The 21,095-nt window shown below is 34.7% G+C and carries 18 protein-coding genes and 1 pseudogene; 9 read left to right on the top strand and 10 right to left on the bottom strand.

Features of this window, described 5'->3' with window-relative positions:
• Positions 1 to 114 precede the first annotated feature (114 nt).
• The 7 genes and pseudogenes from D5J18_RS08020 to glgP all read left to right on the top strand — a co-directional run bounded on the left by D5J18_RS08020 (position 115) and on the right by glgP (position 6,203).
• Positions 115 to 363, top strand: coding sequence for a hypothetical protein (locus D5J18_RS08020; RefSeq protein WP_119058478.1), 249 nt, complete (start codon positions 115 to 117; stop codon positions 361 to 363).
• Positions 364 to 373: 10 nt separating this feature from the next.
• The gene (gene tpiA, locus D5J18_RS08015) at positions 374 to 1,126 is read left to right on the top strand and encodes a triose-phosphate isomerase (RefSeq protein ID WP_119058477.1); all 753 of its coding nucleotides are present in this window, start codon (positions 374 to 376) and stop codon (positions 1,124 to 1,126) included.
• Between the two features lie 227 nt (positions 1,127 to 1,353).
• A complete protein-coding gene (locus D5J18_RS08010; protein ID WP_119058476.1) occupies positions 1,354 to 2,190 on the top strand; it encodes a 1,4-dihydroxy-2-naphthoyl-CoA synthase in 837 nt (278 codons plus the stop codon).
• Between the two features lie 236 nt (positions 2,191 to 2,426).
• Positions 2,427 to 2,588 (top strand): annotated as a pseudogene (locus tag D5J18_RS08980) (IS982 family transposase); the annotation flags it as partial.
• A gap of 491 nt (positions 2,589 to 3,079) precedes the next feature.
• A complete protein-coding gene (locus tag D5J18_RS08000; protein WP_119058475.1) occupies positions 3,080 to 3,871 on the top strand; it encodes a peptidase in 792 nt (263 codons plus the stop codon).
• Between the two features lie 49 nt (positions 3,872 to 3,920).
• Positions 3,921 to 4,442, top strand: coding sequence for a methylated-DNA--[protein]-cysteine S-methyltransferase (locus tag D5J18_RS07995; RefSeq protein ID WP_119058474.1), 522 nt, complete (start codon positions 3,921 to 3,923; stop codon positions 4,440 to 4,442).
• Positions 4,443 to 4,541: 99 nt separating this feature from the next.
• The gene (gene glgP, locus D5J18_RS07990; protein ID WP_119058473.1) at positions 4,542 to 6,203 is read left to right on the top strand and encodes an alpha-glucan family phosphorylase; all 1,662 of its coding nucleotides are present in this window, start codon (positions 4,542 to 4,544) and stop codon (positions 6,201 to 6,203) included.
• 480 nt (positions 6,204 to 6,683) lie between these two features.
• On the opposite strand, the gene D5J18_RS07985 is transcribed toward glgP, so the two are convergent.
• The 7 genes from D5J18_RS07985 to truA all read right to left on the bottom strand — a co-directional run bounded on the left by D5J18_RS07985 (position 6,684) and on the right by truA (position 14,321).
• Entirely contained in the window at positions 6,684 to 7,001 is a 318-nt protein-coding gene (locus D5J18_RS07985) for a DUF3817 domain-containing protein (protein WP_119058472.1), read from the bottom strand.
• Positions 7,002 to 7,415, bottom strand: a complete 414-nt coding sequence (locus tag D5J18_RS07980) for an META domain-containing protein (RefSeq protein ID WP_119058471.1) — start codon at positions 7,413 to 7,415, stop codon at positions 7,002 to 7,004. It abuts the gene before it with no gap.
• Positions 7,416 to 7,421: 6 nt separating this feature from the next.
• Positions 7,422 to 9,809, bottom strand: a complete 2,388-nt coding sequence (pheT, locus tag D5J18_RS07975; RefSeq protein WP_119058470.1) for a phenylalanine--tRNA ligase subunit beta — start codon at positions 9,807 to 9,809, stop codon at positions 7,422 to 7,424.
• Positions 9,810 to 9,825: 16 nt separating this feature from the next.
• Positions 9,826 to 10,941 (bottom strand): DNA polymerase III subunit beta, encoded by a 1,116-nt coding sequence (gene dnaN / locus D5J18_RS07970; RefSeq protein WP_119058469.1) that lies wholly within the window; start codon positions 10,939 to 10,941, stop codon positions 9,826 to 9,828.
• 393 nt (positions 10,942 to 11,334) lie between these two features.
• A complete protein-coding gene (locus D5J18_RS07965) occupies positions 11,335 to 11,751 on the bottom strand; it encodes a hypothetical protein (protein WP_119058468.1) in 417 nt (138 codons plus the stop codon).
• Positions 11,752 to 11,821: 70 nt separating this feature from the next.
• A complete protein-coding gene (locus D5J18_RS07960; RefSeq protein ID WP_119058467.1) occupies positions 11,822 to 13,579 on the bottom strand; it encodes an ABC transporter ATP-binding protein in 1,758 nt (585 codons plus the stop codon).
• Positions 13,566 to 14,321: a tRNA pseudouridine(38-40) synthase TruA gene (truA, locus tag D5J18_RS07955; protein WP_119058466.1), complete on the bottom strand. Its 756-nt coding sequence runs from the start codon at positions 14,319 to 14,321 to the stop codon at positions 13,566 to 13,568. Before truA ends, D5J18_RS07960 begins: the two co-directional genes overlap by 14 nt.
• A 42-nt stretch (positions 14,322 to 14,363) precedes the next feature.
• Between truA and D5J18_RS07950 the strand changes: the two genes are divergently transcribed.
• Positions 14,364 to 14,873 carry a metallophosphoesterase family protein gene (locus D5J18_RS07950; RefSeq protein ID WP_119058465.1) on the top strand — a complete coding sequence of 170 codons (510 nt, stop codon included), beginning with the start codon at positions 14,364 to 14,366 and terminating at the stop codon, positions 14,871 to 14,873.
• A gap of 59 nt (positions 14,874 to 14,932) precedes the next feature.
• Entirely contained in the window at positions 14,933 to 15,880 is a 948-nt protein-coding gene (locus tag D5J18_RS07945) for an NAD-dependent epimerase/dehydratase family protein (protein WP_119058464.1), read from the top strand.
• Positions 15,881 to 16,260: 380 nt separating this feature from the next.
• On the opposite strand, the gene D5J18_RS07940 is transcribed toward D5J18_RS07945, so the two are convergent.
• From D5J18_RS07940 to D5J18_RS07925, 3 genes are read right to left on the bottom strand one after another with little or no spacing between them, the layout of a single operon-like run.
• Positions 16,261 to 18,375 carry a protein-disulfide reductase DsbD family protein gene (locus D5J18_RS07940; protein ID WP_119058463.1) on the bottom strand — a complete coding sequence of 705 codons (2,115 nt, stop codon included), beginning with the start codon at positions 18,373 to 18,375 and terminating at the stop codon, positions 16,261 to 16,263.
• Positions 18,354 to 19,640: a tRNA lysidine(34) synthetase TilS gene (tilS, locus tag D5J18_RS08755; RefSeq protein WP_133298130.1), complete on the bottom strand. Its 1,287-nt coding sequence runs from the start codon at positions 19,638 to 19,640 to the stop codon at positions 18,354 to 18,356. The genes D5J18_RS07940 and tilS overlap by 22 nt, the downstream gene beginning before the upstream one ends.
• 11 nt (positions 19,641 to 19,651) lie before the next feature.
• On the bottom strand, positions 19,652 to 20,824 hold the full coding sequence (locus D5J18_RS07925) for a MalY/PatB family protein (protein ID WP_119058462.1): 1,173 nt from the start codon (positions 20,822 to 20,824) through the stop codon (positions 19,652 to 19,654).
• Between the last annotated feature and the right edge of the window lie 271 nt (positions 20,825 to 21,095).

Below are 21,095 nucleotides of genomic sequence, written 5' to 3'. Positions count from 1 at the left end.
AAAAGAAAGCTGTGAGTTCTTGTTAAATGAAAAAAAATCGTTAAAATTTGGATGAGCTCTTAAAATATATTTATTTTTTAAGCCTTATTTATTAAATTTACAAAAACTAAAAAAATGACCTATTCAACCATCGTTGGCTTGATGCTTACCGTTATTGGGCTATTCCTTTTTATCTTGCAAGAGCCAGATTATACATACAAAGAATTTTATATTGCAACGCTTTTGGCTGGTGGCATAGGACTTTTTTTGGGTGGAATTATGGGATATGCTCAGAAAAAACGTAAAAAAGTAGTTGACCCAAAATTCACTTATAGAGAAAAAGACCGCATGCTAAAGGAAGAAGATAGTGGGCTTAAATTATAATTAAATAACAATGAGAAAAAAAATTGTAGCTGGGAATTGGAAAATGAACAAAACCTGGGAAGAAGCTAAAAATTTATTATTGAATATCAATAACTATGTAACTGCACATGAGACTTGCGAAGTGATTGTGGCACCGCCAGCACCTTACTTGGATAAGGCTACAGATATTTTCCAAAGTAAAGCAAAAATTGCGGCACAGAATCTATCTGAATATGAAGATGGCGCTTACACAGGAGAAATTTCAACAGGAATTTTAAAATCCATCAATGTAGAAATCGTAATTATAGGGCATTCTGAGCGTCGCTCTTTGTTTGGCGAGACCAACGAAATGATTGGTAAAAAGGTAGACCGCGCTTTAAATGAAGGAATTACACCTATCATCTGCTGCGGGGAAGTTTTAGAGGAAAGAAAATCAGGAAATCAGCAAAAAGTCGTGTCTGAACAACTGATTGCTGCTTTGGCAAAAGTAGATACTGATGGAGCTAAAAATATAATAATTGCTTACGAACCCGTTTGGGCAATAGGTACAGGTGAAACTGCAAGCCCTGAGCAAGCACAAGAAATGCATAAAGCCATCAGAGATTTATTGGCAGAGAAATATACCCAAGCCATTGCTGATGAAATCCGAATTTTGTACGGTGGAAGCGTGAAACCTAGTAACGCCGAAGACTTATTTAGTCAACCCGATATCGATGGGGGATTGGTAGGAGGTGCCTCACTTAACGCCGAAGATTTTAAAGCAATTATCAGCGCTGGAAGTTAAGCTTTTAACATCGTAAAGGTGAGACAATAGAAATCTAGACTTGATATTTTTGCAATTTATTCAAATTATTTTATAGCTAACCTCAAAGTTGCTCATCATCATATTATTTTGACATTCAGTTTGATGCGCTAAATTTTAGTATTTTGAGCAACTTTTTTATAATGCACCTCAGGTAAAATTGATTTCTTTTTTATTATTTTTAAAGGCTTAAAAAAAATCATATTACTATGAATTGGAAAATCGTTGATAAATTCAATTTCACAGATATTACATACAAAAAATGCAACGGAGTAGCTAGAATTGCTTTCAATCGTCCAGCGGTGCGGAATGCGTTCCGTCCTAAGACTACCTCAGAACTACTACAAGCTTTTCAAGATGCACAAGAAGATACTAGAATCGGAGTTATTCTGTTAAGTTCAGAAGGCCCGTCACCCAAAGATGGAAAATGGGCTTTTTGTAGTGGTGGAGACCAATCTGCTAGAGGGAGAGAAGGCTATGTGGGTGAAGATGGGTATCATCGTTTAAATATTCTAGAAGTTCAACGCCTAATCCGCTTTATGCCCAAGGCAGTGATTGCAGTTGTTAATGGCTGGGCTGTGGGTGGAGGACATAGTTTGCACGTGGTTTGCGACATGACTTTGGCGAGTAAAGAACATGCGATTTTTAAACAAACTGATGCAGATGTAACTAGTTTTGATGGGGGCTATGGGTCTGCTTATTTAGCTAAAATGGTGGGGCAGAAAAAAGCTAGAGAAATATTCTTTTTAGGGCGAAATTATTCTGCACAAGAGGCATTTGAAATGGGAATGGTCAACGCTGTGGTAGAGCATGATAAACTGGAAGAAACGGCCTATGAATGGGCACAAGAAATTTTGAAAAAATCGCCTATTTCTATCAAAATGCTAAAATTCGCCATGAATCTAACCGATGACGGTATGGTAGGGCAACAAGTTTTTGCTGGTGAAGCGACACGTTTAGCCTATATGACGGATGAAGCTAAAGAGGGAAGAGATGCTTTTTTAGAAAAGAGAAAACCCAATTTTGAAAAAAAATGGATACCGTAAAGGTTTAAAATTATTTTAAATGGCATTTGCTTATTAATAAAATAGAAGAAAGAAGAAATAAATAGCCTTTAAAAACAATCAAACCTCTAGTATTCAATAAGTTGAATGCTCAAAATAGTTGTGTGACGTTGCAAGAAAGCCTAGGCGAGAACATCAATATAATGCTTATAGTAGTTGCATTTTAACTTGAAAAGAATGATGTATAAATAGAAATTATTTTTTTCAATCTTATTCATATATTTTTCAACCTCGAGACAAGTTATCAATTAATTTTAAAAGAATTACGCACGATTTCAGAGAAAGAAAATTTTCATTTTAAACCAATTACCCCAAAACTATCAGATATTGAATTGATTAGTTTAGTTATTTTGGCTGAATTTAAATCTATTGACTCAGATATGACTAGAGAAAATAGTAATTTCTTCATCCTTATTTAATTTTTTTGTTAATATTTTTATTTTTTTATTATGTCATAATTTGGAGTTTTTGCTTTTTTTATTACATTTGTTCTTCGTTTAGAAAGAGCTGAAACTTTTAGAAGTTCTTTTTTTGAAGAAATTATTTACATTCACACTAGTGAAAACAAAAAGACCGCGCAGGATTTCCTTGTACGGTTTCAGAATTCGCTCCCTACGGGAGCGAATTTTTTATATCAATTAGTTTGTTTACATTTTATTTTGAAACTCGCAAACTCAATTTGTTAAATTTTTATATATTTTGTTAATAAGATTGAAAATGTATATTCTTTGCTAACTCTCTTCGAGGTTATTTTATGCTTTTGTTTTATGCAAATTTATTTTTGAGAAGGTCAGAAATGATGAAGATTTTTTAAAGCCTTAAAAAAAATTAATTGTAAATTTGTAATATTTTTTAAAATTTTTAATCTCAGATGAATAATAAGTTTTTGGTCAAATTAAGTAATCTCATTGGTAGCATTTCTATAATTTTGCTTGTTTATTGGGTTTTTACCTTTATATTAATAGAAATTTTTGGGCTAAAGGTTTTTAGAGAAAATCTGACTAGCACGTTCTATTTGAGCATTTTAGGGATTTTGGCGTTGATGCTCGGTGCGTTAATCATCAATATCATGTTTAATATGACTCGCATTGCACAGAAGCATAATGCCGATGTTGAACAAAATTTTGTTAATAAAAAAATTATTTGGACTTTACTAGCTATTTTCCCGCTCATTACTATTTTGCTTTTCAGCGGGGATTATTTTACTTCAGTAAGGAAAAAAAATATGTTGATACAATCGGCTGATTCTGTGGTGAAGCTGAATGAAAATATAAGTGATCAACTTCTTAATTATCAATTTGATGAGAATTATATTCAAAAAACTAAAAAAAATTTGGAGTTACTTTCTGCTACAGATAAGAACTTCCCCAGTATTGCCGTTATCGTAAAAGATAGTATTGATGATTCGCCTGTTTTTTTGGGGTTTAAAAAAGATTATTATTACTTGCCTAAAGACAGTGTTTTGCGAAAGGTAGATTACATTAGAAAAACGACAGAAGATGAGCGAAAATATCTCCATAGCGTGTTTGATGGCAACAACTTTGGAATCAGATATAGCTCTTACAATGGTAACTATGAATTATTTTACCCGTACCAGAAAGGGAATAAAAAAATCATATTCTACTTATCTGATTATCAGAATTACGGAAAGGTTGGGAGTTAGAAAATCTAACTTTTTTCTAAAAAAATAAATTTATACGATTCTAATTTCTATGCAAGTTTTTACCCACTTTATCCATTCTCCCATGGGCGAAATTTTTGCTGCGGCGACTTCACATAGCGTTATTTATCTTCAGTTTTATGATGAAGAAAAAATCACAAAAGCTTTTCCATATTATTTGAGTCAAAAAAAGGCAGAATATATTCAGCAAAAAAATGAAATATTAATGCTTTTAGAAATTCAACTTCAAGCATATTTTGATAAAAAACTTCAGAGATTTGATATTCCTACGCAAACTTTTGGCAAGGCTTTTCAGGTTAAAATTTGGGAAGATTTGCATAAAATCAATTATGGTGAAAGGTGTTCTTACAAAAATTTAACAAGCAAAAATCATCCTCCTGAGAAGGTGCGTGCCGTTGCTAGTGCCGTTGCCAAAAACCCAATCTTGATTCTCCACCCTTGCCACCGCGTGGTGGGAAACGACGGTAGCTTGACTTGCTACGCTGGTAAAATCTGGCGAAAAGAAAAGTTATTGCAATTGGAATCTACTGCTGCTCCGTTGTCTTTATTCTAATTTTTTTAGGCTTAAAAAAATTCAGTAAAACAGTATTTATCATACTTTCTATCTATAAAACTTGTATTTTTGTGAAAATTAAATTTAAACGAGAAAATAATGAGTAATAAGTTACCTCAAGCGTTCAGGCATCCTTACGCTTTCAATCCTAATTTTGAGACGTCTGTAGCGTATTTTTGTATGGAGTATGCGATAGACCAAAGTCTAAAAATTTACAGTGGTGGGCTTGGTTTCTTGGCGGGTTCTCACATGAGAAGTGCTTTCGACCAAAAGCAAAATTTGATTGGGATTGGGATTTTGTGGAAGTATGGCTACTATGACCAGTTCAAAAAAGAAGACCGAAAAATGGGCGTTCTATTCCAAGAGAAACTTTATCATTTTCTAGAAGATACGAACATCAAATTTACCATCAAAATCGCTGGAAATGATGTTTGGGTAAAAGCTTATTATTTAAATCCTAAGACTTTTGGTACGGCTCCACTTTTCCTATTGAGTACCGATGTCCCAGAGAATGACTACTTGGCTCGTTCTACAACCTTCAAACTCTATGATAGCGACCCAAAAGCTAAAATTGCTCAATGCATGGTTCTTGGCCTAGGTGGTGCTAAATTGCTAGAAGAACTGAATTACGACACTGAGGTTTACCATTTCAACGAGGCTCATGCTCTATCTGCCGTGTTTAACTGGTTGCCCAAAATGGGAAAAGAAAAATTAAAAGAGAAACTAGTGTTCACTACTCATACGCCTGAGGAGGCTGGAAATGAGAAACATGACTTAAACATTTTGCGTGAGTTAGGTTTTTTTAATGGCTTGCCCACCGAACGCGTGAGGGAATTTACAAATACTGATGGCTTTGAGTTTAATCACTCGCTGGTGGCTTTGAAATTGGCAAGGAAAGCTAATGGCGTATCAAAATTACACGGCGAAGTGGCTCAGGAAATGTGGGCTCACTATGAAGGGATTTGCCCGATTACGCACATTACCAATGCTCAAAACAAAAAATATTGGGCTGATGAACGCATTGAAAAAGCTCGCCAAGACAATGACTTGAATGCACTGAAGGCTCGCAAGAGAGAAATGAAGCAATATCTGTTTGATGAAGTAGCAAATCAGACAGGTAAATTATTCAATCCTGATGTTTTCACAATGGTATGGGCACGCCGATTTGCGGAATACAAAAGAGCTGACCTAATAACTCGCGATGCTGAACGATTTGAAGAATTGATGAAAAATTCTAAATACCCTGTTCAGATTATTTTTGCAGGGAAACCTTACCCGATGGATTATAACGCCATTCGCACGTATGATTTTTTGGTAGAATTGAGCCACAAGTACAAAAACATGTCGGTATTAGCAGGCTACGAGCTACATCTTTCTAATAAATTAAAAGACGGCTCTGATGTTTGGTTGAATAATCCGCGTGTGACGAGAGAGGCTTCTGGAACTAGCGGAATGACTGCTGCGATGAATGGCTCCATCAATTTCTCTACCAATGATGGGTGGATTCGTGAATTTGAAGAAATAAGCCCAGAAAGTGTTTACACTTTACCCATCATCGATCACACATTACCGCACTATGACCAGGATAAAATGGATTTAGCCAATCTATACAAAATTTTGGAGAATGAAATTTTACCGCTTTACTATGGCGATAATGATGCGTGGTTTAGAAAAGTTCATAAATCAATGAGTGATGTAGTGCCTTTCTTTGACTCAGACCGAATGGCAAGTGATTACTATACAAAACTTTACAATATTTAAAATTTTTCTAAGCCTTTAGAAATTTTATAGAAAAAACCTTTTCAATAATTTTGAAGAGGTTTTTTTGGGTTTTATTGTAAACTCTTGCTCTTAACGATAAAGATAAACCTTTTGGCGAAAACCTAAATTTATCAAGATCATTTTTATACATCTGTTAAATCTAGCATTTTAAATTTCATTAATCCTTTGTAAATTCCATTCGCCATTGTGGTCGTTATTTTTCATTTTTTGGAAATCATCATTCATGATTTTTCTCAAAATTTTATTGCTCACGGATATTTGTTTATTAACTTTTATTTTTGACCCATATATCGATTTATAGATTTGCCTACCCGAAAAATACCTGAAAAATAAATTTTAAAATCTATTGAAATTTTTTAAGCCTTTAAAAATTTTTAGATTCAACCACTTGTACTTTACCTTCTAATATCAAATTAAAAGTTATGAAGTTATGAAGTTATGAATTGTCTTCTACACAGCTCATATTAATTTTTTTTCTACCCAAAAGGTAGCAAAAGGGAAAAAAGCAGATAAAATAGCAAACACATAATCCTCATCATCCCACTGGTATAATTTTTTCACAAAGGGAAGTTGAACTAAATACCACATAAAGGCAGCTCCATGCAGAATCCCCACAGGAATCATCTGCCACCAAATACCAAATTGATATTTAACGGGCATTGCTACCAAAAAAAGTAAAATACACGTAATGCCTTCAACTATGCAAGCATTTTTAAAGCGTTTTTTTCTTTTCTCTGGCGGAACTTTTTCAAAATAGGCTTGAATTTTTTTTAGCATCTATTTTTTATAATGCAAAAGCAATAAATTGTCTTGGTATAAATATAAATTTTCGCCAGAACGTTCAAAGCGATTGACCTTATCCAGTAGCTCAATGTAATCTTGTTCCACGTCAAGCTCAGGGCAAGCCATTCTAGTCAGCCCCAGTTGTATAATCTTCAAATTATTTTGATGACTATTGAAAACACCAAAAAAATTATTACACCCAGCAAATCCACTGACTTTATTTTCATTATCTTCTTGACTAAATGTAAGGTGTAATTTTTGCTTCTCAAATCCCAATTCAGTGTGATTATCATTTTGCAAAAACCAAGTTCCATATAAATCATCTACATTTACTTTTTTCTTCATTGGCATGGGACTACAAGAAAGCATAAAAACGGAAAGACTGATGTATAGCAATGATTTTTTCATAATTAATTATCTTAAATTAGCTTTTAATTGTTTTTGAAGTTGCGTAATAACTTTATTCATAATCTGATCAATTTCATGATCTGTCATCGTTTTAGAAGGGTTTAAAATTTCTAAACGAATAGCATATGATTTTTTATCTTTTAGTTGCTCTCCTTCAAAGACGTCAAAAAGTGATATATTTTTAATTTCTTGAATTTGAAGCTGATGAATAGTTTTTAAAATCTCTTCATATTGAATTTGTTTATCTAGCAGCAAAGCCAAATCTCTTGTTACCAACGGGAATTTAGGAATACTGCTAAACTTCACTTGCTGTGATTGATATGCTTCAAAAATGGGTTGTAATTCAACCTCAGCTGCCACAACATTTTGCGAAAGCTTATAATTTTTATCTCCATTAGAAATCACCTTTAAAACACCAATTTCCTTACGATTCAATTGAATTTTTAGAGTTTGATTTTCTTGTGTGAAATTAATTTTTTGAATTCCCAACTGTTGAAATAAAGCTTCAATAATTCCTTTCAGATAAAACAAATCCAATTCTGTTTCTTTATTTTGCCAGTGCTGTGTATTGTTTTTCCCGCTCACGGCAAGTGCTAATCGGAAGTTTTCTTGATAAGCATTTGCTGTTTTTTCGTAAGCATGTCCGATTTCAAACAAGCGTAAATTTTCATTTTTACGATTGATATTAAACTGAATGTTTTGAATCAGTTCTGGCAACAGACTTCTGCGCATGACGTTGTAATCTTGGCTCAGGGAATTGATTAAGCAAATAGATTTCTCTGTATCAGGTTGTTTCGTATCATATTTCTCACTGTACATCGATATATTCATGGCCTCAAAAAAACCACAGGAAACCAAATAATCAGATAGTCGATTGATGAAATCATTTCTTTCAAAGCCTTCGCCCTTCACGATAGAGAAACTCACTTTTTCCTTTTTGGGAATGCTATTATAGCCATAAATGCGCAAAATCTCTTCTATCACATCAATTTCTCGCTGGACGTCAACACGATAAGCAGGCACCTTTAATTCCAAGAAATCATTATTTTCTGAAATAATTTCAATTGAAAGTAGTTCTAAAATTTCTTTAATTTTTTGGCGATGAATTCTTTCTCCCAAAATCAAATCGAGATTTCGGTATTTCAAAATCACATCAAAATCAGTAATTCCCCGAGGTTTATTTTTTATTTTTTGCACCAAAACTCCTCCCCCAACTTCCAATATTAGCTGAATTGCTTTTTCTAAGGCTGATCCTGCAATATTGGGGTCGATTCCTCTCTCGTAGCGAAAAGAAGCATCTGAATTAATTCCTAATCGTTTGGCTGTTTTTCGAATACTTGTGGGTTTAAAATAAGCACTTTCTAAAAAAATATTTTTTGTAGAGTTTTTTACCGAAGAATCTAAACCACCCATAACGCCAGCTATTGCTAATGGTTTATTTTCGTCAGAAATAATTAAATCTGTTTTTTCTAATTTCTTTTCCGTTTGGTCTAAAACTTTGAGATTTTCTTCAAAACCAGTTTTTACAATAATTTTTTGATGTGCAATAGTATCGGCATCAAAGGCATGCAAAGGCTGCCCTAAACCGTGTAAAATGTAATTTGTAATATCTACAACATTATTGCTCGGTTTAACGCCGATCGCGTGAAGTCTTTTTTTGAGCCATTGAGGTGATTCTTTGACTTCTACATTCTCAATATAGGCTCCATAATATGCGGGGCATAACTCATCATTTTCAATTTTAATCTGAAAAGGCCCAACGGTGTTTTCTATTTCCTCTAGAAATGGGATTTCCAGTTGGCTTGCTAATTTTTTAGCTGAAAGAGCTGCGTGCAAATCACGGGCAACGCCAAAGTGAGACATTGCATCTGCACGATTGGGCGTCAAGCCGATTTCTATCATGTAATCTAAAGAAGTATCTATAACTTCTTTCATCAGTTTCCCTGCGGGAAGATTTTTGTCTAAAACCCAAATCCCATCGTTATTGTCTGAAACATTTAATTCCTTTTCAGAACAAATCATCCCATGCGAACTTTCACCTCGGAGTTTCGCTTTTTTGATTTCAAAACTTGAACCATCTGCACTCTTTATTAGCGTACCTATCGTTGCCACTGGGACTTTTTGCCCTGCAGCGACATTAGGCGCTCCACAAACGATTTGCACAGGAAGCTCTTGCCCTAAATCAACTTGTGTGATTTTCAATTTATCGGCGTTAGGATGAGGCAAGCATTCGATGATTTCTCCTACTACAAATCCCTCTAAATCCTTCTCATCTACACCGATTTTCTCAACTCCTTCGACCTCCAGTCCAATATCTGTTAAAACTTCTACTATTTTATCAATAGAAAGATCTGTTTGAATATATTCTCTTAACCAATCGTAAGAAATTTTCATAAGCTTTTTAATTTTTTTATGCCGAAAGCATCAATGGCATCACCAGCATCAATATTTTTTCTCCGTCTTCTAAGCCGTCAATTGGTTCAATGATTCCTGCACGGTTAGGTTCTGACATAGAGAGCGTTACATCATTACTCTGTAGATTTTGTAACATTTCACTTAAAAATTTAGCATTGAACCCGATTTGTATATCATTCCCACTATAATCACAAGCAAAAGTTTCCTCAGCTTTATTAGAAAAATCAACATCTTCTGTACTGATGCTCAATTCACTGCCAGTTAATTTGAGGCGAACCAAATGTGTTGATTTATTAGCAAAAATAGAAACCCTTTTCAGCGAATTTAAAAATTGAACTCGGTTAATGGTCAAAACATTTGGGTTATCTTTTGGTATCACAGCATTGTAAGCTGGGTACTTCCCATCTATCAAGCGACACAAGACCGTCAAATCCCCAGTGGTGAATCTCGTGTTGGTTTCGTTATAATCAATCATCACATCTTCACCTAGCGGGAATATATTTTTAATTAAATTCAAAGGTTTCTTAGGCATGATGAATTGGGCATTCTTTTGAGTTTTTAGTTCAGAACGCATGTATTTCACCAATCGATGTGCATCCGTAGCAACAAATCGACACTCATCAGTGCTCAACTCAAAGAAAACGCCTGTCATCACTGGTCTATGCTCATCGTTTCCTGTGGCAAAAAGTGTTTTATTGATAGCTTCTACTAGCACATCCACGGGCATCGTCATGCTTTCTATATCTTCTAATTCAGGAGCTTCTGGGAAGTCATCTGCCGATAAGTAAGAAAGTTGATAGCGACCTTGGTCTGATGTGATTTCTAGCAGATTCTCTTCTTTCTTATGAAAAGTTAAAGGCTGATCTGGGAAGGTTTTTAAAGTATCTAATAAAATTCTAGACGGCACACACAAAGAATCGGTATCGTCTGAATCTACTGGAATCACTGTAGAAACCGTGGTTTCCATATCAGAGCCTGTTACTTTTAATTTCCCTTCATCCAATTCAAATAAGAAGTTATCTAAAATGGGCATGGTATTGCTAGAGTTGATAACACCGCTAATCATTTGCAGGTGTTTTTGTAGCTTAGAACTAGATACTATAAATCTCATACATCAAAATTTCACAAATTTCAAGGTAACAAATGTAATTAATTCAACGAAAGAATAAAATTGAATTATGAACTAAATTTTCTAAGGCTTAAAAAATTTTTTATTTTTTCATTTAATTCCTAATGGAAAATAGAAATGAATTTAAGCTCTCTGCCACAATTTTGCCTTAATTTCTTTACGGAAATCTCTACTGCTTTTGTTTATTTTTTTTGATTTAATCATTATTATAACCTAAGGCTATGAATGAATATTATGAGTGATTTCACAGCAAAAAAAGATTATTTTTCAAAACTTTTGAACTAAATTTTCTAAGGCTTAAAAATTTTTTAAATAAAAAAACCATCTCAAAATTGATTGAAACGGTTTTTTAAAAAATTTCTAATGTAGGTCTCATTACATTTGAGTTTGCTCCAATTCTGCTTGAATTTCTTTGTAATAAGCTTCAGCTTTAGCATACTCAGGGTCGCTAGAGAAATTTGAAAGACTTTCGTTCAAAGAAGTCATTTCAGCTACAGCCTCGTTCAATGCAGTTTGGTCTCCAGCATAAGAAGCTGCTTTTGCTTTAGCAGCAGCATCGTGTAATTTGTTGACCCATTCCTGCAATTGGGGATTCTCAATAGAAGGCGCATCTGTCACAGCAGCTTTTGCATCTTCGTAAACTTCGCTTGCTTTATCAGCAATATTGTCACCTAATTGCTCTGTTTCTGTAGCAGCATCGTTTACAACAGTTTCTACTTCTTTAGTTTCTTTTTTACAAGAAGTTACGCTCACTAAACCTGCAACAACTGCAAATAAAAATAATTTTTTCATAAAATTAGTCTTAATTGCAAATATATAATTTTTTTATGATTTAAAAATAAATGTTAAAGTTTATGAAACATTACGAATTTGTATTTTGGAATTGAGCTTCGTATAATTCAGCATAGTAGCCTTTTTTTTCTAGCAATTCTTTGTGTTTTCCTCTTTCAATGATTTTCCCAGCACGCATGACTAAAATTTGAGTCGCTTCTTTGATGGTCGCTAAACGATGTGCTATGACGATGCTTGTGCGTTCTTTGGTAATTTTTTTGGTTGCTTCTTGAATTAAATTTTCTGAACTGGTGTCAATGCTGCTCGTGGCTTCATCTAACACTAAAATTTTAGGATTATAAACATATGCTCGCAAGAACGAAATCAACTGCCGTTGCCCTACCGATAATGTGCTGCCTCGCTCAGAAACTACAAAATCGTACCCACCAGGCAAACTTTCTATAAATTCATGAATTTCAATCTCTTTGGCTGCTTGAACGACTTGTTCTCGAGTGATTTCAGGGTTCCCCAGTGTAATATTTTCTAAAATGGATTCGTTGAATAGAAAAACATCTTGCAAAACTACGGCAATGTGAGAGCGGAGATTTTCTAATCTATAATCTCGAATATCAATATCATCTATTAAAATATTCCCACTTTTAATATCATAAAACCGACTCAGTAAATTAATAATCGTAGATTTTCCTGCTCCTGTGGCACCCACAATGGCTATCGTATCTCCTGGATTAGCTAAGAAACTAATATTCTTCAGAACTTCTTGATTTTCAACGTATTCAAAAACAACATTTTTAAACTCAATAGAACCACGAATGTTATTTTTTTCGATTTTCCCCAAATCAGGAATTTTATCATCTAAATCTATCATTTTAAACACTCTTTCTGAACTCACCAAACCACGCTGTAAATTGTTAAATCGTTCTGCCATCTGGCGAATCGGGCGTACCAACATTGGAATAAAAATGATAAAAGCTATTACTTCTCCTGGAGTTACATCGCTGTAATAAAAAGCACTAAACCCACCTAGAATGACTACCAAGCCTAAAGCAAATGCAGATACCAATTCTACAATCGGGAATAGCAATGAGAAATAAAAAATCGTGGCTAAATAGGCTTTTCTCAAATCTTGATTAATTTCAGTAAACTTTTGATACTCTGAATCTTCTCGGTTAAAAAGTTGAATAATATTCATTCCTGAAAGCCTTTCTTGCACAAAGCTGTTAAAAACCGATGTTTGATTTCTTTCAGCTGTGAATGTTTTTTTGATAGAACGTTGAAAAATTCGGGTAATTATAACCATAAGCGGTAAAATAACAATCACCACCAACGCCAGTTTCCAGTTGGTATAGAACATCGTACCCATGATGAAAAAAATCCGTAATAAATCGCCCAACACGACCAAAATCCCATCGGTAAAAACCTGACTTATCGTCTCTATGTCTGATACTGAACGAGTTACCAACCTTCCGTTAGGCGTTTTATCAAAAAAAGCCAATCGGTAGTTAATGATTTTATTAAATAAATTGATACGTAATTTTTCAATCACATCTTGTGCTACAATATTGGAGAATAAAATAAAAATATACTGTAATATGATTTCTGCCAAAAGAATCAAGCCCAGCCATACGCAAAGTTGCAAAAGCAAAGCGGGTTCTTTGGGGAGAATAAATTGGTCTATAGCTTTCCCCGTGAGTAATGGACGGATGGAAGAAACTGCCGATAAAAAAACAGCGATCAATATAACAGTAATAAATAATCTCTTATTTTCTACACCTAAATAAAATAGTCGCTTAAGTTCAGAAAAATTAAATCTATTTTTATCCTTTCCCATTATATATAGCTTTAGGGTATTCCACTTTTGCTAAGTACAAACCTTGCGCTGGCGCACTTGCTCCCGCTTCATTTCTATCTTTTTTATTTATAATTTCTTTAAATTCTTCCACTGAAATTTCACCTGCACCTACCGCCACCAAAGTTCCTACCACGGCTCTCACCATATTTCTCAGGAAACGATCTGCCGCAATCGTGAAGTACAGGTGGTCGCCACGACTCTCCCACTCCGCTCTTTCTACCGTGCAAATATGTGTTTTCACATCTGTGTGAAGCTTTGCAAAGCTTGAAAAATCTTTCTTCCCGTACAATGATTGCGCAGCTTCATTCATTTTATTTATTTCTAAAGGCTTAAAAAAAATATTCCACCCAGCGTTGTATTCAAAAGGGTTTTTAGCCAAATTAATTTGATATTCATAAATTCTTTTGATTGCATCAAAACGGGCATGAGCTCCCTCTTTCATTACATAAATCTGATGAACAGCAATGTCTTGAGGTAAGAAACCGTTCAAACGTTTGATTAATTCAATGCGATTTAAAATCCTCTCGTAATCAAAATGTGCAAACATTTGCTTGGCATGCACCCCTGCGTCTGTTCTGCCAGCACCTATTGTCTTTATTTCTTGCGACAGCAGTTTACTTAATCGCTCCTCTAGCACCTCTTGCACTGTGATGCAATTAGGCTGGATTTGATAACCGTGATACTGGGAGCCATTGTAAGAGAATTCAATAAAATAACGCACTGAAACCTAAATTTTGATATTTTTACAAAAATAAAAAAAACGTTGACAAAGGTATTACTACTTTCTGACACACATAGCCATATTGACCAAAGAATTTTAAACTATGCACAAAAAGCAGACGTAATTTTTCATGCTGGCGACATCGGAGAAGTGAAAATTTTAAAAGCCTTAGAAAATTTTGCTCCCGTTTATGCCGTCTATGGAAATATTGATGGACAAGAAATCCGCAGTTACTGCCCAAAGGAAATCGTTGTAGAAATCGAGAAAGTCAAAATTTTGATGCACCACATTGGCAAATACCCGCCTCATTATCCGCCAAAAATCCAAGAAAAAATAAAAGAAATTAAGCCCAAACTTTATTTTTGTGGGCATTCTCACATTCTCAAAGTCATTCCCGATGCCAAAAACCACTTAATCCACATGAACCCTGGTGCTTGCGGCAAGTATGGTTTTCACCACATTCGCACCATGCTTCGCTTTACGATTCACCAAGAAAAAATTTCAAATTTAGAAGTCATTGAATTGGGCTTACGCTCTAGTATGAAAAACTGATGAAGTATTTAGAAAAACGTAAAAATCTTCTTATATTTGAGAATTAAAATTTTATTCTAATGCCAAAAATTCTAATTACAGGTGCTTTGGGGCAAATTGGCTCTGAGTTAACTTTTGCTTTGGTAGAGAGATACGGAGAAAACAATGTAATTGCTACCGACATTAGGCAACCACTGAACGATGAATATAAGCACTTTGAGCAACTGGATGTGCTAGATGCAGAAAGTTTTAAGAAAATTCTAAAAAAACATTCAATCGACACGGTCTATCACTTAGCAGCAATGCTCTCTGGAGTTGCTGAGAAATTCCCTGTATGCGCCTGGGATTTGAATACCAAAACACTACTCACTGTTTTAAATTTTGCTAAAGACGGACTGATTAAAAATATTTTCTGGCCCAGTAGTATAGCTGTTTACGGCCGTGGAGCAGAAAAAGAAGGAACTCCCCAAAGTGCCATCAAAAACCCTGAAAGCATGTATGGCATTGCTAAACTTGCAGGCGAGCGTTTCTGCGAATATTATTACAAAAAATTTAATATTAATGTAAGAAGTATCCGCTACCCAGGCTTAATTAGCTGGAAAACGCAACCTGGCGGCGGAACGACAGACTACGCTGTAGATATATTCTATCAAGCCTTAGAAAATCAAAAATATGATTGTTTCCTTAATGAGAACACCGCACTACCCATGCTCTACATGGATGATGCTATTCGCGGAACAATTGAGCTCATGGAAACCCCTAGCGAAAATCTAAGTGTTCATTCATCTTACAATTTTAGTGGCTTATCCTTCACGCCCAAAGAATTGGCAGAAGAAATCAAAAAAAGAATCCCAGCATTTGAAATTGAATATCTCCCTGATTTTAGGCAAAGTATCGCCGACTCTTGGCCCAACTGGATTGATGATAGCGTAGCACAGAAAGATTGGGGCTGGAAACCTGAATTTGATTTGCCTAAAATGACTGACATCATGCTGCAACAGCTCAAATTAAAATTGGGAAAAACCTAAATTTTAGTGTGAGTATACTGGAAGAAATTTTTCCCTTTAAACGTCTATGGCTCAGCACGTAAATATTTTTAGTAATTGGAAAAGATAAAATAAATTATTTGTGAAAATGAACGTGTTTATGAGAATTTACGATTTATTGAATCATCTAAAAAAAAATATTAGAAACCCGCCAAATACCAGTTCCATCGGTGGAAAATATTTCTCAAGATCAGACGATTTATACTCAGTGTGATTTTATAGGAAAGACTTCGCTACTGAACATTAGGCAAATACATCGAGGAAATTCCATTCCATAATTGCAAAATACAAAAAAGCAGATTGAACATCCGTAGAAAGTTTTAACAATATTTCCTATCACAGAATTAACAGAAAATCCTTAATTAAGGATTTTGTTTTTTATAATTTTCAACACCGTTTTCTATCCACTCCAGGTAATCTTCTACATCTAATTCTGCACCCATCGGTTCAGTATAGCGGTTCATCTCTTTATCTATCAAAATATACAGCGGCTGAGAATTGGATTTAAAATACTTGATTTGATAAGCGCTCCATTTATCACCAATTGTACGTAATTTCCGTCCTTTTTCTTCAGAATAAACTTTATCTTCTTCAGGTAGTTCAATGAATCGGTCAACGTAGAGTGAAGCTAAAACTACATCTTTAGTCAATTTTTCCTTTACACGCGGGTCACTCCACACATTATCTTCTACCAAACGGCAATTAGCACAAGCATCACCTGTAAAATCCAACATCACGGGCTTATTAACTTTTTCTGCATAGGCAAAGGCGTCTTCCACATCATGAAAAGTAGGGATTTGATGAGGGCCAAACTCAGCATGTTCTGGTAAATCTACCACAGCCGAAGTGCCTCCTCCTCCAAAGCCCAACGGTGATTCGCTATAATGTTTTGGTGGGATTAATCCACTTAATTTCTTCAATGGTGCACCAAATAAACCTGGAATCATATAGGCAACAAATATAAAGGTGAAAATCCCAAAAAGCATTCGCCCCCAGCCAATCCCATTGGAATTCCCATCGTTTTTCATCTGGAAAATATTCAAAATATAAAGTCCCATGATCAAGAAGATTCCAATCCACGCAGCTAAAAACACTTCTCTCTCAAGCCAGTGCATTTGTAGAACTAAATCTGCGTTAGACAAAAACTTCAAAGCAAAAGCTAATTCAATGAAGCCTAAAGAAACTTTTACCGTATTTAACCATCCTCCTGATTTTGGTAAACTGTTGAGCCAACTTGGGAAAAGTGCAAAAAGTGTAAAAGGTAAAGCTAGAGCCAAAGAGAACCCAAACATTCCGACAGCAGGCCCCAGTTTTTCACCCGAACTGACTGAGTCAACCAACAAAGTTCCAATAATTGGTCCCGTACATGAGAAGGAAACCAATGCCAAAGTCAATGCCATAAAGAAAATACCAATCAATCCGCCTTGGTCAGCAGCTTTGTCTGATTTATTAATCCATTTAGATGGCAAAGTAATTTCAAAAGCACCGAAAAATGAAACGGCAAAAACTATGAATAGAATAAAGAAAACAATGTTGACCCAAGGATTGGTAGCTAAGGCATTCAGTGCACTTGGTCCAAAGACCATCGTTATCAACATCCCAAGCAAAACATAAATGACTATAATGGAAATTCCATAAATCAAGGCTTTAGAAATCCCTGAGCTTCGACTTTTACTTTGTTTGGTAAACATACTCACCGTCAGCGGAATCATCGGGAAAATACATGGCATCAGCAAAGCTGCAAAACCTCCCAAAAATCCAAATACGAAAATCTCCCATATACTACGATTGGCATTAGAATTCGTTATCTCGACTTCTTTTACCTCCTTATCTGTTACGATTTTTTCAGAAGAAATTTCATTGAAATTTTGGGTTAAGCCATCTTCATTCTCAGCGCTATCTTCCTCTGCATCAGTGATTTCTTGATTATCAGATTCAACCTCATTCTTTAAGCTTGAATTTTCTTTGATTTCATTTGATTTCAGCTCAGCTGCATTTTTAGCTGAACTCTCTGCTGGCTTTAAATCAAATTGAAAGGTTTTGTAATCTGGTGGCAGGCATCTCTGGTCATCACAAACCTGAAACATTACTTCAACCTCAAGTTTTGTCGGCTGATTGACTTTTATATTTTGTGTAAAAATAGCTTTATCACTAAAATAAACTTGTTGTTCTTGAAAAGCGGCACTAAACTCATCGTGCAAATTTCCTTCTTCTTTGATTGTGCCTACGAGCTGATAATCAGTGGATTTCTGAAAATCAAAAGCCGTAGGTATACCAATACCCCCTCGCTTGTGGCGTGTAGAATATAAATGCCAATCTTTCTCAATTTCTGCTTTGAAGATTAAGTTATGCGTTCCATCACTATTTTTTTTGACATTTTGCGTCCATTTTACTGGTTGTAAAACTTGCCCAGAAAGTGTCGTACAGGCGACAAAAAATAATGAAAATAAAAATCTTATAAATCTACGTGCAGCCATACTTTTGTGTTTTTATGGGGTAAAAATCTTTCATCTTGGCGGTGACCAACAATCCACAAAATTTCATCATTTGCATCTACCAAAATCAAAGTATTTTCTTTTTCAAGCTTTGAAAACTTTTCGTCTTTCAAGTATTTACTCACTTTTTTTGACTTCCCTCCCATCCCTGCGGGGAAAAATCGATCGCCCATTTTTTTGCTACGCAAATATAAGGGAAATTTTAGGCTTTTATAGTCAAAACTAGCAGAAGTTTTTATTTTTTCAGCATCAGAGGTTTGAAAAAAAATAGGTAATGGAACTTCCATTTTCTTATTAATTTGAACCTTGTAAATATTTTCTGTAGTAATTTCTTCTAAAGGTTTTAATAAAATTTCTTTCCTATTTTTGATTAATCGAAACTTATCTGATTGAATTTCAGAACTGTTTTCTGCCGATAATAATTTTTCTATCTCTTTTGCTGAACCAAATCCAAAATCGTAAAATAAATAATGTAACGTATTTTCTATAGGCTTTAAATTTTTTAACTCAGCGATAGGAATTGAAAAGGTTTGATTTTCTAAAGGCTTAAAAAATTTTCCTTTAAATGTACTCACTCTTTCATTAATCCACTGATTTTCAATTTCCAATAAATTCATACTTTGCAAAACCCTTTCTTCTGCATTTGATTTAATTTCATTTAAAATCGGTATTAATTGATTTCTAATAGCGTTGCGTAAATAATCATTCGTTTGGTTTGTTGCATCTTCTCGCCAAGCGATTTGGTGGTTTTTCGCATAGGCTAAAATGTCTTCTTTTTTTATACTCAACAATGGGCGTAAAATTTTCCCTTGCCGAGTTTGCATTCCGCTCAAGCCTTTGGCGCCACTACCTCTCAATAGATTTAAAAAAAATGTTTCTACTTGATCGTTAGCATGATGTGCCGTCACGGTGTAATCAAAATCATATTTCTTGCACAATTCATCAAACCAAGCATAGCGCAATTCTCTCGCTGCCATTTGGGTTGACAGTGAATTTTCTTTTTTAAAATTTAACGTATCTACTTTTTTTGAAAAGAACGAAATAGCTTTATTCTGCGCTATTTTTTTTATGAAATTTTCGTCTTCATCAGCTGCCTCACGCAAACCAAAATTCATGTGAGCTACTGCAAAGTTCAATTTTTTTTGACTAAATAAATCTAGCAAAACCATGCTATCCACTCCACCCGAAATTGCCAAGAGAAACTTTGATTTTTCTACTGAAATTTCACAAGGAAAATTTAATTTCATTTTTTTAAGGCTTAAAAAATTTCTTTATAAGCGGTTTTAAGTTGATTTAAAGCTTTTTCTAGTATTGCCCGTGGGCAAGCTACATTCATTCGCATAAACCCCTCACCTTCAACTCCATAACTCATTCCATTATTAAGTGCTAGTCCCGCTTTTTCTACAAAAAATTCATTCAGTTCTTTGGCACTCCAGCCCAGCTCTCGTGCATCTAGCCAAATCAGGTAAGAGGCTTCTGGCCGCATGACCTTAATTTTAGATAGATTTTGACGGAAAAATTCAATCGTAAAATTAATATTTTCTTGAATATAATTTTTGATTTCCTCCAGCCATGTTTCTCCATTTTGATATGCCGAAATCGTCGGTTGATAGGCAAAGGCATGCCCATGAAAAAGCATTGTAGATTGTAGATAATCTTTTAACTTTTTACGAATTTTGGGGTTGGGGGCAATGGCATAAGTACTATTAAAACCTGCCATGTTAAAAGCTTTGCTTGCTGAATTAAAGGTTACGGAATTTATTTTTGCGGCTTCTGAAACTTTGGCAAAAGTTTCATGTTTTTTGAAGCTCAAATCTGCATGAATCTCATCTGAAATGACTAAAACTTGATTTTCTTCACAAATTTCTGCAATTTTTTGTAATTCTTGCTTTGTCCACACACGCCCGCTAGGATTATGCGGATGGCAAAGAAAAAACATTTTACAGTCTTTTATTTTTTCCCTCATTAACTCAAAATCAATATAGTAACGCTCATTTTTTAAAATTAAGGGCACATTTACTAATTTTCGGTTTTGATTTCTTATAACCATGCTAAAGGGCTGATAAACAGGTTGATGAATCATCACTCCATCGCTAGGAGATGTGAATGCCGCTACTGCGATACTCAACCCAGGTACCACGCCTGGGAGGTATAAAATCATTTCTTTTGAGATTTCCCAATCGTGAACTTTTCTCTGCCATTCGATAATGGAACGAAACCACTCGCTGGGTGCTGTGGTATAGCCTATAATCTGATGACCGATTACTCGCTGCGCTGCTTGTAAAACAAAATCTGGTGTTTTGAAGTCCATATCAGCAACCCACATTGGGATTAAATCCGTTCTTCCCCAGATTTTTTTCATTTCTTCAAGCTTTACCGCATCAGTATTTTTTCGGTTGATGATTTCATCAAAATCGTAATCTTTCTTCATTACATTGCAGTCTTTTTTCTTTCTGAATTTCTTAAAATATAAATTAACTGAAAATTTTTTAAGCCTTAAAAAAATCTTTGTTTAAATTTGGTATTCTGTTCCATTAAATATCTTCTGCTTCATTAGTTCGATTGTTTTGCGACTCGGTTATCAGTTGTTTGGTCGGAACAATTAATTCTGTGAAAATTTCTACCTCAACCTCTCCATTCGGAAAGCATCGTGGAAATCTAAAAAAAGCATATTAGGCTGAAAGTTAGTCAAATAAATTTAA

The organism is Candidatus Ornithobacterium hominis, assembly GCF_900538215.1.
GTDB lineage: Bacteria > Bacteroidota > Bacteroidia > Flavobacteriales > Weeksellaceae > Ornithobacterium > Ornithobacterium hominis.
This window is presented reverse-complemented; position numbering and strand designations above follow the sequence as displayed.